Source organism: Thiohalocapsa sp., from assembly GCF_022340605.1.
Classification (GTDB): domain Bacteria; phylum Pseudomonadota; class Gammaproteobacteria; order Chromatiales; family Chromatiaceae; genus Thiohalocapsa.
In genome coordinates this window covers 1-15,111 of the sequence record NZ_JAJDNQ010000008.1, presented here as the reverse complement: position 1 = coordinate 15,111, position 15,111 = coordinate 1, and the positions used below count along the sequence as shown (strand labels likewise).

The 15,111-nt window shown below is 68.3% G+C and carries 15 protein-coding genes; 3 read left to right on the top strand and 12 right to left on the bottom strand.

The window, feature by feature from the left end; genetic code table 11:
- Positions 1–207 precede the first annotated feature (207 nt).
- From tyrS to LJE69_RS00485, 6 genes are all read right to left on the bottom strand, one after another.
- Positions 208–1,416, bottom strand: a complete 1,209-nt coding sequence (gene tyrS, locus LJE69_RS00510; RefSeq protein ID WP_296920081.1) for a tyrosine--tRNA ligase — start codon at positions 1,414–1,416, stop codon at positions 208–210.
- 628 nt (positions 1,417–2,044) lie between these two features.
- Positions 2,045–2,395, bottom strand: a complete 351-nt coding sequence (gene erpA, locus LJE69_RS00505; protein WP_296920079.1) for an iron-sulfur cluster insertion protein ErpA — start codon at positions 2,393–2,395, stop codon at positions 2,045–2,047.
- Between the two features lie 61 nt (positions 2,396–2,456).
- On the bottom strand, positions 2,457–3,245 hold the full coding sequence (locus LJE69_RS00500; protein ID WP_296920077.1) for a DUF6776 family protein: 789 nt from the start codon (positions 3,243–3,245) through the stop codon (positions 2,457–2,459).
- 10 nt (positions 3,246–3,255) lie between these two features.
- The gene (gene argC, locus LJE69_RS00495; protein ID WP_296920075.1) at positions 3,256–4,287 is read right to left on the bottom strand and encodes an N-acetyl-gamma-glutamyl-phosphate reductase; all 1,032 of its coding nucleotides are present in this window, start codon (positions 4,285–4,287) and stop codon (positions 3,256–3,258) included.
- Between the two features lie 35 nt (positions 4,288–4,322).
- The gene (locus LJE69_RS00490) at positions 4,323–4,682 is read right to left on the bottom strand and encodes an iron-sulfur cluster assembly accessory protein (protein WP_296920073.1); all 360 of its coding nucleotides are present in this window, start codon (positions 4,680–4,682) and stop codon (positions 4,323–4,325) included.
- Positions 4,683–4,829: 147 nt separating this feature from the next.
- Positions 4,830–4,994, bottom strand: coding sequence for a rubredoxin (locus LJE69_RS00485; RefSeq protein WP_296920070.1), 165 nt, complete (start codon positions 4,992–4,994; stop codon positions 4,830–4,832).
- Positions 4,995–5,330: 336 nt separating this feature from the next.
- Here LJE69_RS00485 and hemL point away from each other — a divergent pair, with 336 nt between their 5' ends.
- Positions 5,331–6,620: a glutamate-1-semialdehyde 2,1-aminomutase gene (gene hemL, locus LJE69_RS00480; protein WP_296920068.1), complete on the top strand. Its 1,290-nt coding sequence runs from the start codon at positions 5,331–5,333 to the stop codon at positions 6,618–6,620.
- 69 nt (positions 6,621–6,689) lie between these two features.
- Here hemL and LJE69_RS00475 read toward each other — a convergent pair whose 3' ends face one another.
- The 4 genes from LJE69_RS00475 to lnt all read right to left on the bottom strand — a co-directional run bounded on the left by LJE69_RS00475 (position 6,690) and on the right by lnt (position 10,889).
- Entirely contained in the window at positions 6,690–7,301 is a 612-nt protein-coding gene (locus LJE69_RS00475; RefSeq protein ID WP_296920066.1) for a flavin prenyltransferase UbiX, read from the bottom strand.
- 92 nt (positions 7,302–7,393) lie between these two features.
- On the bottom strand, positions 7,394–8,752 hold the full coding sequence (gene mpl / locus LJE69_RS00470) for a UDP-N-acetylmuramate:L-alanyl-gamma-D-glutamyl-meso-diaminopimelate ligase (protein WP_296920065.1): 1,359 nt from the start codon (positions 8,750–8,752) through the stop codon (positions 7,394–7,396).
- A gap of 1 nt (position 8,753) precedes the next feature.
- Entirely contained in the window at positions 8,754–9,317 is a 564-nt protein-coding gene (locus LJE69_RS00465) for a hypothetical protein (protein WP_296920063.1), read from the bottom strand.
- 51 nt (positions 9,318–9,368) lie between these two features.
- On the bottom strand, positions 9,369–10,889 hold the full coding sequence (gene lnt, locus LJE69_RS00460) for an apolipoprotein N-acyltransferase (protein ID WP_367114602.1): 1,521 nt from the start codon (positions 10,887–10,889) through the stop codon (positions 9,369–9,371).
- Positions 10,890–10,966: 77 nt separating this feature from the next.
- On the opposite strand from lnt, the gene LJE69_RS00455 reads away from it, so the two are divergent.
- Positions 10,967–11,782 (top strand): YdcF family protein, encoded by an 816-nt coding sequence (locus LJE69_RS00455; protein WP_296920059.1) that lies wholly within the window; start codon positions 10,967–10,969, stop codon positions 11,780–11,782.
- Positions 11,775–12,638, top strand: coding sequence for a sulfotransferase domain-containing protein (locus LJE69_RS00450; protein ID WP_296920056.1), 864 nt, complete (start codon positions 11,775–11,777; stop codon positions 12,636–12,638). Before LJE69_RS00455 ends, LJE69_RS00450 begins: the two co-directional genes overlap by 8 nt.
- Before the next feature lie 54 nt (positions 12,639–12,692).
- On the opposite strand, the gene gloB is transcribed toward LJE69_RS00450, so the two are convergent.
- Together gloB and LJE69_RS00440 are read right to left on the bottom strand one after the other, a co-directional pair.
- Entirely contained in the window at positions 12,693–13,478 is a 786-nt protein-coding gene (gene gloB / locus LJE69_RS00445) for a hydroxyacylglutathione hydrolase (protein ID WP_296920054.1), read from the bottom strand.
- Between the two features lie 42 nt (positions 13,479–13,520).
- Positions 13,521–14,933 carry a DUF945 family protein gene (locus LJE69_RS00440; protein ID WP_296920052.1) on the bottom strand — a complete coding sequence of 471 codons (1,413 nt, stop codon included), beginning with the start codon at positions 14,931–14,933 and terminating at the stop codon, positions 13,521–13,523.
- Positions 14,934–15,111 lie beyond the last annotated feature (178 nt).

Sequence of the window (15,111 nt, the reverse complement as noted above, 5' to 3'; positions counted from 1 at the left end):
TCACCGTGTGACACTCCATCAAGCTGCGATTCGCATCGCTAGCCTCAACGGAGCATCCACACAAGCTGACTCGATAGACTGTTAAAGATCTGTGCTCACCGAAGCGAGACCGACTATTCTACACCACGTCGGCAGGGCGTCAAGGGGTAAACGACATTTTTTTCAGAATCCAAGGCGACGAGTCGCGGCGCTGCTACCCGGCAGGACTCAAGCCACCCGCACGCGCGCGATGCGGCGCTTGCCGACCTGGACCACATGCGCACGGCCGCGCGGAAACTCGGCGCGGCCATCGCCAACGCGCTCCCCGTCGATCTTCACCGCACCCTGCGCGACCATACGGAGCGCCTCGGAAGTGCTTGATACCAGCCCGGACGCCTTGAGCACCTGGGCCAACGTCGGCGGGGTCGGCTGGTCGATGCTGATCTCTTGCTCGGGCAGGTCGGCGGGGATCTGCCCGCGTTGGAAGCGGGCAATGAACGCCTGCTGTGCCGCGTCCGCGGCCCCGTGCCCCCTGAAGCGCCCAACGAGCTCGCGGGCCAGACCGAGCTTGATATCCCGCGGGTTTGCCCCTTCGTCGACGACCGAACGACGCAATAGGTCGATATCCGCGGCAGAACGGTCGCTCAACAGCTCGAAGTAGCGCCACATCAGCTCGTCGGAGATGGACATCAACTTGCCGAACATCTCCTCCGGCTCGTCGGTAATGCCGACGTAGTTGCCGAGCGACTTGGACATCTTCTGGACACCGTCGAGCCCCTCCAGGATCGGCATGGTCATAACGCTCTGCGGCGGCTGCCCGTCGCCTTCTTGGAGCTGACGACCAACCAACAGGTTAAATTTCTGGTCCGTACCGCCAAGCTCGACGTCGGCACGCAGCACCACAGAATCATAGCCCTGAATCAAGGGATACAAGAATTCGTGAATCGCGATCGGCTGCTGCGACTTGTAGCGCCGCGCGAAGTCGTCTCGCTCGAGCATACGTGCCACGGTGTGCCGCGCCGCCAAGCGTACCATGCCTTCTGCCCCCAGATCCTTGAGCCAGACCGAGTTGAAGACGACTTCCGTCGCATCGGGATCCAGAACCCGGAACACCTGCTCCCGGTATGTCTCCGCGTTGGCGAGCACCTCGTCCCGGGTCAGAGGCTTGCGCGTCGCACTCTTGCCAGTCGGATCGCCGATCATCGCCGTGAAGTCGCCGATGACGAAGACCACCTGGTGGCCGAAGTGCTGGAACTGACGCAATTTCTGCAACAGCACGACGTGTCCGAGGTGCAAATCCGGCGCGGTCGGATCGAAGCCAGCCTTGACCCGTAGCACCGCGCCTGCCTCGAGCTTCTCCCGCAGCGCATCTTCGCCGATGATCTCCACAGCGCCACGGCGCAAGGCGGCGAGCGCCTCGTTCGGATCAGGCTTCATCTTCTGTTGTCTCCTCGGCGCGCCACTGTGACAGCCCTCGCTGCCGTCGGCGCGGTGGTTGGCGGCAGATGGCAGGCACACCCTCCCGGCAGCGGCCAACTTCGTCTAGACTGCCGCTACCGTCATGCCCGTTGGGAACGGAAGTTTACATGCGCGACTACAAAGCCGCAGGCACCCGAAATCGCTCGCGGATGGAACCACGGGCGCGCACACAGCCGATTATGCTACGACGGATCGCACTCGCGGCAGCGGCGCTGATCATGTTGGGAGTGGTCGGCTGGCTCTTTATCGGGTCGGAAGGGGAAGAAGCCAGCGCGCCTCAGATCACGGGTAGCGGCAGGGAAATCACGAGTAGCGGCAGGGAAATCATCCCGTTGCAGCTGCCGCCGCTGTCAAAGCCCCCTGAGACGACAACGCCCCCCGGGGCTCCCGCCGCACGCTGAGCCAATCGTTCGCGATGCTCGCAGCGGGCCGCGCGGCCGGCACAGGCGCAAGTTTCCCGGGGGGGGGGCGCCGTCAGCGGTCGACGACTGCCCTGACCGGCCAACAGTTCCGAAAAGCATGCTGGTTGGCACCGCGCGCCGGCAACGCGCTGGCACCGGCATCGCGGTCGAAGGCGATGAGTTACTCAGACACCAAATGACGATCCACAGCCACAGGTGGTGGTGGCATTCGGATTGCGGATGACGAACTGCGCGCCCTGCAGTCCTTCCGTGTAGTCGATCTCCGCGCCCATGAGGTACTGCATGCTCATGGGGTCCACCAGCAGCTTGACACCGTCGGTGACGATCTCAGTGTCCCCGTCCTCGATGTCTTCGGCAAAGGTGAAGCCGTACTGGAAACCCGAGCAGCCGCCGCCCTGAATGTAGACGCGCAGCATCAGTTCGTCGTTGCCCTCCTCGGCAATCAGATCCGCGACCTTGGCCGCGGCCTGCGAGGTAAAGACGAGGGGGGCTTCTTCTGCAACGATGTCGGTCATCATAAGCTCCTAAGAGAGTAGGGATGCCGCTGGCGGTGTCGGCTGGGGCAGCCGCGCCGTATCACTGGTGCGGACGGGCGTCTTGCGCACCCGGTTCCGCCCGCTGCGACGGTGCTGGAGCCGCGGGTTGCGCCGAAAGCGCTTCCCGCCAACCGACAACCTCCTTGGATGGCAATAAGGTGTCATCTTTTGGCACGATCTCAACGATCAGGTCCACCGGTACAACGCCCTCGCTGGGCCGGAAGCGGCCTTCGAGCACCTGAAAGTGGTCGAACGAGATCTCATGCCGGCCGGCCGAATCAGCCCCGAGCTCGGCCAGCGGCGTCACGGAACGGCCCTCGTCCGAGTTTGTAACGACGGACAGGACGACTTCCCCTTTGCTGCGTCCGAAGTGAGGCACCAGTTGGCTCAGCGTCAGGCGGTAGCGATACCAACCGTTGTGCTGCGGTGTCAACACGAGGCTGTCCACCTCCACGACGCCCTTGTCACCGGCACCGACCATCGCCCGCAAATGGGTCAACTGTTGCTCTAGCCGCATGCGATCTTGCTCGACCTTCAGGATTTGTTCCTGTGCCGCACGCTGCGCCTCCACATCGATCTGATGCGAGCGCTCCAGCTTCATCCGAGCATCGCGCAGCACCGCCGCCTGCTCGCTGAACTCGTCACGCTCGGCCTGCAACATCTGAATGCGCGCCAACAAGCGCTCCGAGTCGTGCTCGGCGAGCAAGTAGCCAAGCGTGAACGCCGCCGCCACGACGAGCAGCCAACCGACGCTCACGAAGAGCCAGTGAAGCTTGCCGCGCCCTACCCGCACTTCCGGACCCTGCGTTGAGGCGCGGCCGGCGCCCATGCGGCGCAAATCAAGGTGAGAGGGCAACGCCGTCGAGTCCGTCCGTTTCCGCGAAACCCAGCATCAGGTTCATGTTCTGCACCGCCTGGCCGGCAGCACCCTTGACGAGATTGTCGATCACCGACTGCACCACGACCACACCCTTGCGCTGCGGCTCCATGACCGCAATACGGCACAGATTCGAGCCCCGCACCGAACGGGTCTCAACGGCCAGGTCGGCCGGCACGACATCGACGAACGGCTCGTTCACGTAGCGTTGGGCGAATACTTGGTACAAGTCAATGTCGGCGTCGCGCAACTCCGCATACAAAGTGGCTTCGATGCCGCGCACCATAGGTACCAGATGCGGCACGAAGATCAGGCGGACCTGCTCGCGCGTGGCCATGCGAAGCGTCTCCTCCATTTCCGGCTCATGTCGATGGCCGGCCACGCTGTAGGCTTTGAAGCTCTCGCCGACCTCGGCCATCAGCAACCCGGCGTTCGCCTTGCGCCCGGCACCGCTCACGCCGGACTTTCCGTCGGCGATGATCCGGGTGGCGTCGATGAGCGCGCACTCCAGTAGCGGCAGCAGCCCTAAGGTGACAGCGGTCGGGTAGCAACCCGGGTTAGCCACCAACCGCGCGGCGCGGATAGCCTCCCGGTTGATCTCCGGCAATCCATAGACGGCCTCGTCCACCAGCGCGGGCGCTGCATGCGGCATGCCGTACCAGCGCTCCCAGACGGAAAGATTCTTAATGCGGAAATCGGCCGCAAGGTCCACCACGCGGACGCCCGCGTCCAGCAGCGCCGGCGCATGCTGCATCGCGGTGCCGTTGGGCGTCGCGAAGAAGACGAGGTCACACTCCGCCAGCGCCGCCCGCTCCGGGTCCTCGAACACCAAGTCGACGCGCCCGCGCAGCATCGGCAAGGCATCGGCTACCCGTTGCCCCGCCTCGGCACGCGACGTGATCACGGACACTTGCGCCCGCGGATGCCCGGCCAACAGCCGCAACAGCTCGGAGCCGGTGTAGCCGGTACCGCCGACGATTCCGATTCTGGCCATGGTCAACGCAGCCTGCTCGCGGCAGCCCGCAGGCGTCAGGAGCAGCTACCGGAGTTAGAGCCGCAGCTGCTGCAGCCCCCGCCCATGGCAGGCAGGTTGTTGAAGACGAACGTCGCCTGGCCGTCGCCACGATCCACGAAATCGATTTCGACGCCGCGCAGGTAGGTCAGCGTGCCGTCATCCACGACGATCTTGTAGTCGTCGTAGTCGCGCACACCGTCGTTGTCGTTGATCGCGTCGGTGAAGGTCATGCCGAAGCTGACGCCGCTGCAGCCGCCAGACGTGGCGTACACGCGCACGCCCGCGACGCCGTCGTCGATGTCGGCAAAAAGCTCGCTCATCTTGCGCTGGGCGGCGCCGGTGAGGGTCAGATCAGTATCGTTGAGCACTGCCATTGGTCGTTTCCGCTCTCATGGAACTGCATCGATGCCAAGTCCGCGAAGCTAGCACAGGCGCGACGCCTCATTCCATAACAAGGACTAAGGTAATAGCCGCCGGCCCGGCGCTGCGGTGGGCGGACGGCAGCCGCTCGCGGGCGGCGGTCAAAATTCCTCCATCTCGAAGTCCTCCTTACCCACCCCGCACTCCGGGCAGACCCAGGTATCGGGCACATCCTCCCACTTCGTGCCGGCGGGTATGCCGTCGTCCGGCCAGCCCTGCGCCTCGTCGTAGATGAATCCACACACCATGCACATGTACCGCTTCACGTCTCGTTCTCCGTCGTCGAATTGCGCATCGTCCCGGCGCGCCGAGCCGCCGCCGTGCCCGAGCCGAGTGCAGCCGTTCGAAGTCAGGACGAACACCGGCATTTTCAACGCCGGCAGGACGCGGGCTCGGCGCGACGACACACACACCAGCCGTTGATTGCGCGGCGTCACTTCCCCGCGCGCCGCGATGCAGCCCGCGCAAGTGAGGCGCTGATAAGATTGCGCCCCTGCCCAGCCGCATCCACGCGCAGTTGGTTGCAAGCGACCACACGCGAGCGCCGTTCGGCGGCGCGCCACCCCGATGGCGGCCAACCCACCCCCAAGGAGCCCCTGTCCATGTCCCGATCCCAAGCCTTTTTCGAGGCCGCCCAACGCCATATCCCCGGTGGCGTCAACTCCCCCGTGCGCGCCTTCCGCAGCGTCGGCGGCACGCCGGTATTCTTTGAGTCCGCCGCAGGCGCCCACGTCACGGACGTCGACGGCAAGCGCTACATCGACTACGTCGGCTCCTGGGGTCCGATGATCCTGGGGCACGCACACCCGGAGGTCATCGCGGCGGTGACCGAGCGCGTCGCCAAGGGCCTGTCCTTCGGCGCACCGACGGCGCTGGAGACCGAGATGGCGGAGCGCGTCTGCGAGCTGGTCCCGAGCATGGAACTGGTGCGCATGACCAGCTCGGGCACCGAGGCCACCATGAGCGCCATCCGCCTGGCCCGCGGCTTTACCGGCCGCGACAAGCTCATCAAGTTCGAGGGCAACTACCACGGCCACGCGGACTCACTGCTGGTGAAGGCCGGCTCTGGCATGCTCACCCTCGGCGAGCCCAGCTCACCCGGCGTGCCGGCGGCACTCGCCGAGCTCACCGTTACGCTGCCCTACAACGACGCCGACGCCGTGCGCGACACCATGGCCAAGATAGGCGCCGAGGTGGCCTGCATCATCGTCGAGCCGGTGGCCGGCAACATGAACTGCATCCCGCCGGTGCCGGGCTTCCTTGAGGCGCTCCGCGAGGTCTGCGACGAGCACGGCACGGCGCTGATCTTCGACGAGGTCATGACCGGCTTCCGCGTCGCCCGCGGCGGCGCCCAGGAGCTCTACGGCATCACGCCGGACCTCACCACCCTCGGCAAGGTCATCGGCGGCGGCATGCCCGTCGGCGCCTTCGGCGGGCGGCGCGACATCATGGAGCAGATCTCCCCCCTTGGCCCCGTGTACCAGGCCGGCACCCTGTCCGGCAATCCCATCGCCATGACCGCCGGACTGAAGACCCTGGAGTTGCTCTCCGCCCCGGGCTTCTACGAGACCCTCGGTGCGACCGCCGAGCGGCTCACCAAAGGCATGGAAGACGCCGCCGCGGCGGCAGGCGTGCCGATTAGCACCAACCGCGCCGGCGGCATGTTCGGGCTCTTCTTCACTGCCGAGGGTCCGGTGACCAACTACGCCCAAGCCACGGCCTGCAATCAGCCGCAGTTCAACGCCTTCTTCCACGCGATGCTGGCGCGCGGCGTCTACCTCGCGCCGTCAGCATTCGAGGCGGGCTTCGTCTCGGCGGCCCACGGTGACGCCGAGATCGATGCCACGCTGGCGGCGGCGGCAGAGTCCTTCGCGGCGGTGTCCGAAGGCTGACGACTCGGGGCGACCGCGGGAGCCGGTCGCCTCGAACCGCCCAGCGCACCTCCCCCGCACGAGCCCGGGTCACTCCCCCCAACGCGCGGCGAGTCGGTGCGGGACGCCGAGGTGGTCCAGCACGCGGGCGGCAACGAAGTCGTAGATCTCGTCCACCCCCTGCGGGTTGAAGTAGAAGCCCGGATTCGCCGGCATGATCACGGCACCGGCGCGGGCGAGCCGCAGCATGTTCTCCAGGTGGATGACCGTGAAGGGCATCTCCCGCACCACCAGGATCAGCTTACGGCCCTCCTTGAGGGCAACGTCCGCGGCGCGGTGCATGAGGTCCTGACTCAAACCCGCGGCGATGCTGGCGAGCGTGCCGGTGGTGCAGGGGCAAATCGCCATCGCCTCGGGCGGGTTGCTGCCGCTCGCCACGGGTGCGGTCCACTCCTGGCGGCCGAACACACGCAGTTGCCCCGGTGCAGCACCCAGGTACACGCTGAAGAACCGCTCCGCCTCCGCCGGCCGCGACGGCGCACCCAGGCCCGCTTCCATCTTGAGCACCACCTGGGCCGCCTGCGATACCAGCAGATAAACGCGGACATCGGCCTCCACGAGGCCGCGCAGCACGCGCAAGCCATAGTGGACGCCGGACGCGCCGGTGAGGCCGATAGCGATGGTCTTGGTCCAGTGCGTCATGGGAATCCGGACAGCTCCCGAGCCAGCTGCCGGGCGAGCTCCTGAGCGGGGCTGGGGCGTTGAGGCGACCGCACCAGCCGACCGAAACCGCGTCAGCCGCGCGCCGCCAGCGCGTCCAGCAGCAACTGGTGGATGCCGCCGAAGCCACCGTTGCTCATCACCAGCACGTGATCGCCGGCACGGGCATCGGCGCCCACGTCGGCGACGATCTGCGCCACTGCCGTCGCCACCCGCAGCCGGTCGCCGAGGGGCGCGAGCGCGGCGGCCGCGTCCCAGTCCAAATCCGCCGGGGCATACACCTGCACTAGGTCCGCCGCGTCCAACGAGCCTGCCAGCGCGGCGGCGTGGACACCGAGCCGCATGGTGTTGGAGCGCGGCTCCAGCACCGCGATGATGCGGGCGTCGCCCACCCTGCGCCGCAGTCCTTGGAGCGTGCTGGCGATGGCCGTGGGGTGATGGGCGAAGTCATCATAGACGTGCACACCGCCCACCTCCCCGCGCAGCTCCATGCGCCGCTTCACGCCGCCGAAGCGGCTCAGCGCGGCGGCGGCGGCCGCGGGCTCGACGCCGACGTGGGCCGCCGCGGCCATGGCCGCCAGGGCATTCTGTACGTTGTGCGCGCCGGTCTGGGACCAGCGCACCTCGGCCTCACGGCCGTCCGGCGCCCGTACCCGGAAGGCGGAGCCGTCTTCTGCCAGCCAGCGCGCGGACCAATCGCCACCATCGCCGGTGGACTGGGTCGGCGTCCAAACCCCCATGGCAAGCACATCTTCCACGGCAGGCACACCGCGCGGGTGCACGATGAGCCCGCGCCCCGGCACCGTGCGTACCAAATGGTGGAACTGCCGCTGGATCATCGCTAGATCATCGAAGATGTCCGCGTGGTCGAACTCCAAGTTGTTGATGACGAGCGTCCGCGGACGGTAGTGGACGAACTTGGAGCGCTTGTCGAAGAAGGCCGTGTCGTACTCGTCCGCCTCCACGACGAAATATGCACCGTCCCCGAGCCGGGCGGACACGCCGAAGTCCTGCGGCACGCCGCCGATCAGGAACCCGGGCGCCAGCCCCGCATCCTCCAGCACCCAGGCGAGCATGCTTGCGGTGCTGGTCTTACCGTGCGTGCCGGACACTGCCAATACATGCCGCCCGGGCAGCAGGTGCTCGGCGAGCCACTGGGGTCCGGACACGTACGGCAGCCCGGCATCGAGCATGTACTCCACGGCGGGGATGCCCCGCTTCATGGCATTACCCACCACCACCACATCGGGCGCTGGGTCGAGGTGCGCCGCATCGTAGCCCTGCATCAGCTCGATGCCGGCGGCCTCCAATTGGGTGCTCATGGGCGGATAGACGTTGGCATCCGAGCCGGTCACCCGATGACCGAGCGCCCGCGCGAGAAGCGCCACGCCGCCCATAAAGGTGCCGCAGATGCCGAGGATGTGCAGGCGCATGTCAGACGGACCCCTGGGTCAAGGCGCCGATGACGACGTAGCTGAAGACATCGAAGGCGATGGCGATGACCACCCCCTGCGCCAGGGTCAGGTCGAAGGCGTGGCGCAGGATATGCCCCACCACCAGCACGCTCCAGGCCACCAGGGCCAGGAACAGCAGCCCCGCCAGCAGCATGTCGCCGCCGGGATCGGCACCCTCGGCAACGGGACGCGCCAAGGACACGGGCAACAGGGCGACGAACCCGACCACCGCATCCGCACCCACCAGGGCCGTGGCCGTCTGCAGATAGCGCGCATCTTTCTTCAGCGCCTTGAGCGCGACGTGCAGCACGCCCAGCATCAACAGCAAATCCAGCAGCGTCTGGCCGAGCCCCGACATCAGCGACGCGCCGGCGGTGACGGACAGCAGCAACCCGCCGAGCACCGCCACGGCCAGCACGAGGCCGAACAAGGCCGGGGACGCCGGCAGCTCCTGAGGCTTGCGGCGCAGCAGGCAGAGATCGATAAAGAAGTAGACCAGCGCGAGCAAGGCAGAACGGGCCGTGATGGAGCGACGCGGCATCATACCCTGCTGGTGCCGCCGGACGCCAAGCCAACGCGCCCGCGAGCGGTACTGTCAGGAGGGGACACCGGACCGGCGGACTACCAGCAGGCTGAGCACCAACATCGCCGCCGCCAGCAGCAGCACGGGGCCGCTGCCGAGGGCGGCGAAGGGCGTCAGGCCTGTGCGCGGCTGGATCGTCCCCGTCAGTACGGCGCGCTCGAACAAGGGCAGCGATGCCATCACCCGCCCGCGGTGGTCGATGATGGCGGAAATGCCGGTATTCGTCGCCCGCACCAGCGGCCGGCCGTTCTCCAACGCCCGCAGTCGCGCAAACTCCAGATGCTGATGCGGCGCCAGCGAGTCGCCGAACCAGGCATCGTTACTGACGTTGATCAGATACGCCGCCTCCGGCAGCGCCTCGCGCACCTCTTCCGGAAAGACGTCCTCGTAGCAGATGGACACGCCCACCGCGTAAGGCCCCACCTGCAACAGGGGCTGCGCGGCCCTGCCGCGGCTGAAGTCCGACATGGGCACGTTGAACCAGTCGATGAGGGGGCGCAGTTGGCGCTTCAGGGGTAGGAACTCGCCGAAGGGCACCAGGTGACGCTTGTAGTAGCGGTCCGACGCGCTGCCGATGCTGATGAGGCCGTTATAGTAGTGCCCACCGGGCTCCATGATGGGCACGCCGATCACCACCTCGGCGCCGGCTTTGCGCGCGTCCGCCGCCAGCGGCGTCACCAGGCCGGCCTGGACCTCGTGCAGGAAGGACGGAATCGCCGTTTCCGGCCAGACAATCACGTCGCTGTCGGCCAGTACCTCGCGGGTCAGCCCCAGGTAGATCTCCAGCGTCGACACCAGGCCGTCCGGCGACCACTTCACCGCCTGCTCCACGTTGCCCTGCACCGCCGCCACGGTGAGCGGCCCGTCCGCCGGGCGCGTCCACTCCACCCGCCCGAGCAGCGCGCCGCCAAACCACAGAGCAACCAACGCCGCGGCGGAAGCCCGCCGCGCGACACCGGGGCGGCGCACCGCGATCCACAACAGACCGGCGCTCAGCGCGACAATCAAGCTGAGGCCATGGACGCCCACCACCGGCGCCCAACCTGCCAGCGGCGCCCCGACGAGAGGCAGGGGGTTGATCTGGCCGTTGCCGGCAAAGAGCCACGGGAACCCCGTGAACAACCAACCGCGCAGGGCCTCCAACAGCACCCACACCGACGGCAGTACCAGCAGCGGCCCCGCCCACCAGCCCGGACCGTCGGCGGCGGGGCGCAACCGCGCCACCAGCCAGCCGGCAACGCCGTAGAAGAGCGCCAGCGCCGCCACCAGCAGCAGCATCAGCGCATTGGCTGCCAGCGCCGGCATGTTGCCGAACTCGTTCAGGCTGATGCGGATCCAGAACACGCCGAAGCCGAGCAGCCCCAGCCCGTAGAACCAACCCACGGCGAAGCCGCTGCGCCGCGCCCGGCGGCACGGGGCCGGCAGCAGTTGGTAGAATGCAGCAATGCTGAGCGGCGCCATCGGGAACCAGCCGAAGGGCGCGAACGACAGCACCATCAGCGCGCCGGCGAGCACGGCCAAGGCCCAGCGCACGGGGGCTGGGCGGGATCGTTCTGAAACAGGCATCGGGAGTGAGTCCGGGTGGATGCGGCGACTCCACAAAGCCAGCAATGCGCCGCAACGGCAAACGGCGCGCCATCATAGCGGCAAACGCCTCTCGGCATCGGCATCGCTCGACCCGCCATCCTATCTCGACCATGCTGGCAAACCTGGCTACCAGGACGGACAAACGCAGACGACGTCTGCGTCGCCTGGCGTGGGTGCTGGCCGCCGCACTCTTCGCCGACTCGATACTCGTGGTCCGGTTCCTTGGCTGGTCCGCCGCCAACATGCCACCGCCGCTGCCGGACGTGCCGCACGCCGCGGGCGTGGTCTTCTTCAACGACTTCGGCGACGCGGAGGGTTTAGGGCCGGGAAGCATGGCGCGTATCGAGTACGCCGCCGATCTCTTTGCCGCAGGCAAGGTCCAACGCATCATCTGCGTCGGCGGACAGCGTGCGCAACGTGCGCAATCCGGTGCCGCGCTCATGGCCGCGGCGCTGGTGCGGCGCGGTGTACCGGCCGAGCGTGTGCAGCACGACACACAATCCTTTGACACCCTGACAAACTGGCGCTCCGCCCAGGCATCGCTGACGCCCGCCGAGGCCAACGACCCACTCCTCGTCAGTGCGCCACTGCACCTGCTGCGCATCCGCCATGTCACCGGAGGCGTCGGCACGCCCGCACCCACCGCAAGTATCCCGCAGGAGTTGCACCGGCGCGGCGTCGCAATCTGGCTCGACGTGCACCGGGAATGGCTCGCCTGGGGCGCCGCCGCGCTGCTCCCAGCGGATCTGTACCGCCACTGGGTCAAGCGCTGGCGCGATTTCTGGGATAATCCGCCCCCCACCAATCCGGCACACCACAAGCCCTCGACGGATGAGTAACTGCGGCACCTACTACGGAACCCCGAGCCAGCGTCTGCTGCGGCCGACGAAACGCCTGGCGCAGCAGGCCGGCCTGGTGCGCGCAGCGCGACCGCGTCGCATCCTGATCGTGGCAGGCGTACAGCGCTCAGGCACCGAGTTGGTGATGGACATGCTGGACACGCACTGGCGCACAGACGTCTACCACGAGTGGGATGAGCGGGCCTTCGACAACTATCATATGCGCCCACTGCCCGAGGTGGAGGCGCGGATTGCCGCGTCACCGTCTCGCCGCATCATCATCAAGGCGCTCCTGGAGGCAGACCAACTGCCCATATTGCTGCAACGCTTCACGCCTGCCCGCGCCCTCTGGATGCTGCGTGATTACCGGGACTCGGTGAACTCCATGCTGCGCTCCTTCCCCGGCGCCGGGCTGCGGCAGATGCAGCGGCTGCGGCAATCGCACGATGGAGCCGGCTGGCGCTCCCGCGGCATGAGCGAGACCACATACAGGGAATTGCTGGCGCAGGACCACGCCGATCTCGGCGATGCAGAGGGACACGCGCTGTTCTGGTGGTATCGCAACAGGCTTTTCTTCGATCAGGGTCTGGACCGCGACCCGCGCGTCGTGGTGATGCGCTACGAAGACCTCGCCCGGGCGCCAAAGCCCCAATGCCAGCGCATCTGCGACCTTGCCGGCATCAATGCCACCGCACGGATGCGGCACATGCCCCACGCGGGCTCCGTCGGCAAGCGGCCGCCCCCGCCGCTCGCGGCCGGCATCCGTCAGCTCTGCGACGAGATGGCCGCGCAACTCGGCGCCGTTGCCGATCGGCATGCAGCGGCATGGACGACGGCCGTCGAATCGGAGCACTGATCGGGGGCGCGGATCGGGCGCGCGGATCGGGTGCGCGAGCGCGAGCCACGCAACTCAGTCGTAGCGCTCGTCCTTCCAGCGGCGCAGCGCCGTGAACACCGCCGTCTCGTCATTTAGGGGTGCACCGGCGAAACCTTCGGCGGCGGCGATCACCGCCGGCACGGCGGTGCGCAGGAAGGGGTTCGTCGCCAGTTCCAGAGACAGGGCCGACGGCACCGTCGGCTCACCGCGGGCGCGCAGCTCACGCGCCGCCGCGATCCGCGCGATCAGCTCCGGGTTCTGTGGCTCGGCCCACTGGGCGAAGCCGAGGTTGGCGAGCGTGTACTCGTGGGCACAGTAGCAGCGCGTGTCCGGCGGCAACGCGGCGATGCGCCGCAGCGACGCCGCCAGTTGCTCGAAGCTGCCGTCGAATACCCGGCCACAGCCACCCGCAAAGAGCGTATCGCCGCAGAACAGGGCACCGTCGGCAAGATAGGCGATATGGGTGGCGGTGTGGCCGGGCACCGCGAGCACCCGAAAAACGACATCGAGGCCGGGCGGCGCGACCTGGTCACCCTCGCCCACCCGCAGCGTCGCCCGGCCGATGCGCCGGTCCTCCGGCGCCGCCACCAGCGCGTCCGGCCAGCACGCCAGCAGGTCCGCCACGCCACCCTGGTGGTCGTAGTGGTGGTGGGTCAGCAGGATCGCGGATAGGCTCAGGTTCTGCGCGCGCAGCCGCTCGACGACGGGCTCGGCATCGCCGGGGTCCACGACGGCCACGCGCCCATCGCCCCCAGTGGCAGCGCCGAGCAGCCAGATGTAGTTGTCCGCGAAGGCAGGGATAGGCTCGATTCGCAACACGCGTCATGCTCCGTTGGTCGTGCCGATGAAATCGGCAGCATGTCAGGGGCCGCCGGCCGGCGCCACCGCGCCGGGCAGCGACACGGCCTTGCCGTTCACGCGGAGCGTCCCGCGGTCCAGCCGCAGCGCTGCGACGAGCCGACCCTGCTGCGCCTCGAGCCACCCCTCTCGCACCAGCGCCGCCGTCGCCGCCTGCGCAGCGGTCTCGACATCCGCCGCGAGCGCCGGCGGCAGCTCGTCCGCCGGTTCACCGCGCAGCGCCAGCTCACGACGCGCCCGCCGGGTCTGCTGCTCCGCCACCAACGCCAGCACCAGCGCCTGGGGCGCGGAGACCCGGGCGTCCCCCATCAGCCGCCCCAGCAAGGTGGGCAAGAGATGGGCGCCAGCTCCGGCCATCGCCGGCGCGGCAGCGCCGTGGGTGCGCGCCGCATCGGGCGGCACCAGCCCCAGCTCCGCCGTCGCATCGAGGCTGCCGTAGGGCGTCGTCACAGCGAGCCGTTGCACCTGCACCGTCGGGGTGCGGGACAAGAGCTCCGGCACTTTCGCCATCACCAATCGGCCCATGACCACGCCCTGCTGCGAGGCGGTCAAGGCCCCGCCGTCCAGCGCCAGGAAGCGCTCGCGCAGATCGAGCAGCGCCGCCGCGTCGATGCCCGTGATCGACGCTGTCAGCGCCGACGGCGCATAGGCCTGCGCGTCGATCGCCAGCGCGTCCACGGCCACGACGGCATCCACACCGGCTTCGCCGTTCGCGACGGCAGCGGTGGCCTCGATGTCGAGCCCGGCGAGCGCCACCGGCGGCCGAGCGCTGCTGGCGTCGAGGCGCATCGAGCCCAGGGACAGGTGCAGACGGGACAGTGGCAGAACCGCACCAGCGTCACCCGCGGCCAGATCCCAGCCGAGGTCGCCGAGCCGCAGACTGCGCCCGCTCGCGTCCGTCGCCTCCAGCCGACGCGAGCCGCCGCGGAGCCGCCAGTGCCCATCACCGGGGACTTGCAGATGCGCTTCGCTCGCGGCGAAGTGGAGTTGCCCCGCCGCACCGGAATAGGCGACGTCCGGCACGCGCAGCCTGGCATCCAGGGCGCCAGTGGCCGCCAGCCGGGCGTTCAGCAGCAGCGGCGGCAGGGCGCGGGGGGCATCCACCACGGTGACACGACCCCGCGCCGTCGCCAGCGTCGGCGGCCAGCGCTCGAGCCACACCGCCGGACCGTGCCGCAGGCGCACCGCCACGCGCAGCCGCGGGGGCTTATCGCCAACGGCCGGCGGCGCGATCTCGGTGCGCACCACCGAGTGCCGCCAGCCCGAGCGGTAGTCCTCCGCGACGACGCGATACCCGCGCCCGGCGAGGTCTTCCAACAACTGTTGGTAGCGATATTGCAGATACAACCCCACCGCCCAGGGCAGCGAGGCGGCCACCGCCGCCACGAGCAACGCGGCGGCGATGACCCGGCGCATCACGCCGCCCCGGCCCCGCCGTGACCCTCGATCTTCCGCGCCGCCATCTCCGCGCGCACCGCCTGCTCGATGCCGGCGGCGTCGAGCCCGCAGACGGCGAGCTGCTCGGCATGCGAGCCCTGCTCGATGCAGACGTCGGGCAGGCCCAAGTGCAGGCAGTGCACGGTAACGCCGTGCT

What these genes read in the sequence shown, in the direction of transcription:
- tyrS (WP_296920081.1), bottom strand. Translation starts at nt 1,416, where the DNA reads ATGAAGCCTGATCCGAACGAGGCGCTCGCCGCCTTGCGCCGTGGCGCT.
- LJE69_RS00450 (WP_296920056.1), top strand. Translation starts at nt 11,775, where the DNA reads ATGAGTAACTGCGGCACCTACTACGGAACCCCGAGCCAGCGTCTGCTG.
- LJE69_RS00465 (WP_296920063.1), bottom strand. Translation starts at nt 9,317, where the DNA reads ATGATGCCGCGTCGCTCCATCACGGCCCGTTCTGCCTTGCTCGCGCTG.
- argC (WP_296920075.1), bottom strand. Translation starts at nt 4,287, where the DNA reads ATGGCCAGAATCGGAATCGTCGGCGGTACCGGCTACACCGGCTCCGAG.
- mpl (WP_296920065.1), bottom strand. Translation starts at nt 8,752, where the DNA reads ATGCGCCTGCACATCCTCGGCATCTGCGGCACCTTTATGGGCGGCGTG.
- LJE69_RS00440 (WP_296920052.1), bottom strand. Translation starts at nt 14,933, where the DNA reads ATGCGCCGGGTCATCGCCGCCGCGTTGCTCGTGGCGGCGGTGGCCGCC.
- LJE69_RS00475 (WP_296920066.1), bottom strand. Translation starts at nt 7,301, where the DNA reads ATGACGCACTGGACCAAGACCATCGCTATCGGCCTCACCGGCGCGTCC.
- erpA (WP_296920079.1), bottom strand. Translation starts at nt 2,395, where the DNA reads ATGACCGACATCGTTGCAGAAGAAGCCCCCCTCGTCTTTACCTCGCAG.
- LJE69_RS00500 (WP_296920077.1), bottom strand. Translation starts at nt 3,245, where the DNA reads ATGGGCGCCGGCCGCGCCTCAACGCAGGGTCCGGAAGTGCGGGTAGGG.
- LJE69_RS00455 (WP_296920059.1), top strand. Translation starts at nt 10,967, where the DNA reads ATGCGCCGCAACGGCAAACGGCGCGCCATCATAGCGGCAAACGCCTCT.
- hemL (WP_296920068.1), top strand. Translation starts at nt 5,331, where the DNA reads ATGTCCCGATCCCAAGCCTTTTTCGAGGCCGCCCAACGCCATATCCCC.
- LJE69_RS00490 (WP_296920073.1), bottom strand. Translation starts at nt 4,682, where the DNA reads ATGGCAGTGCTCAACGATACTGATCTGACCCTCACCGGCGCCGCCCAG.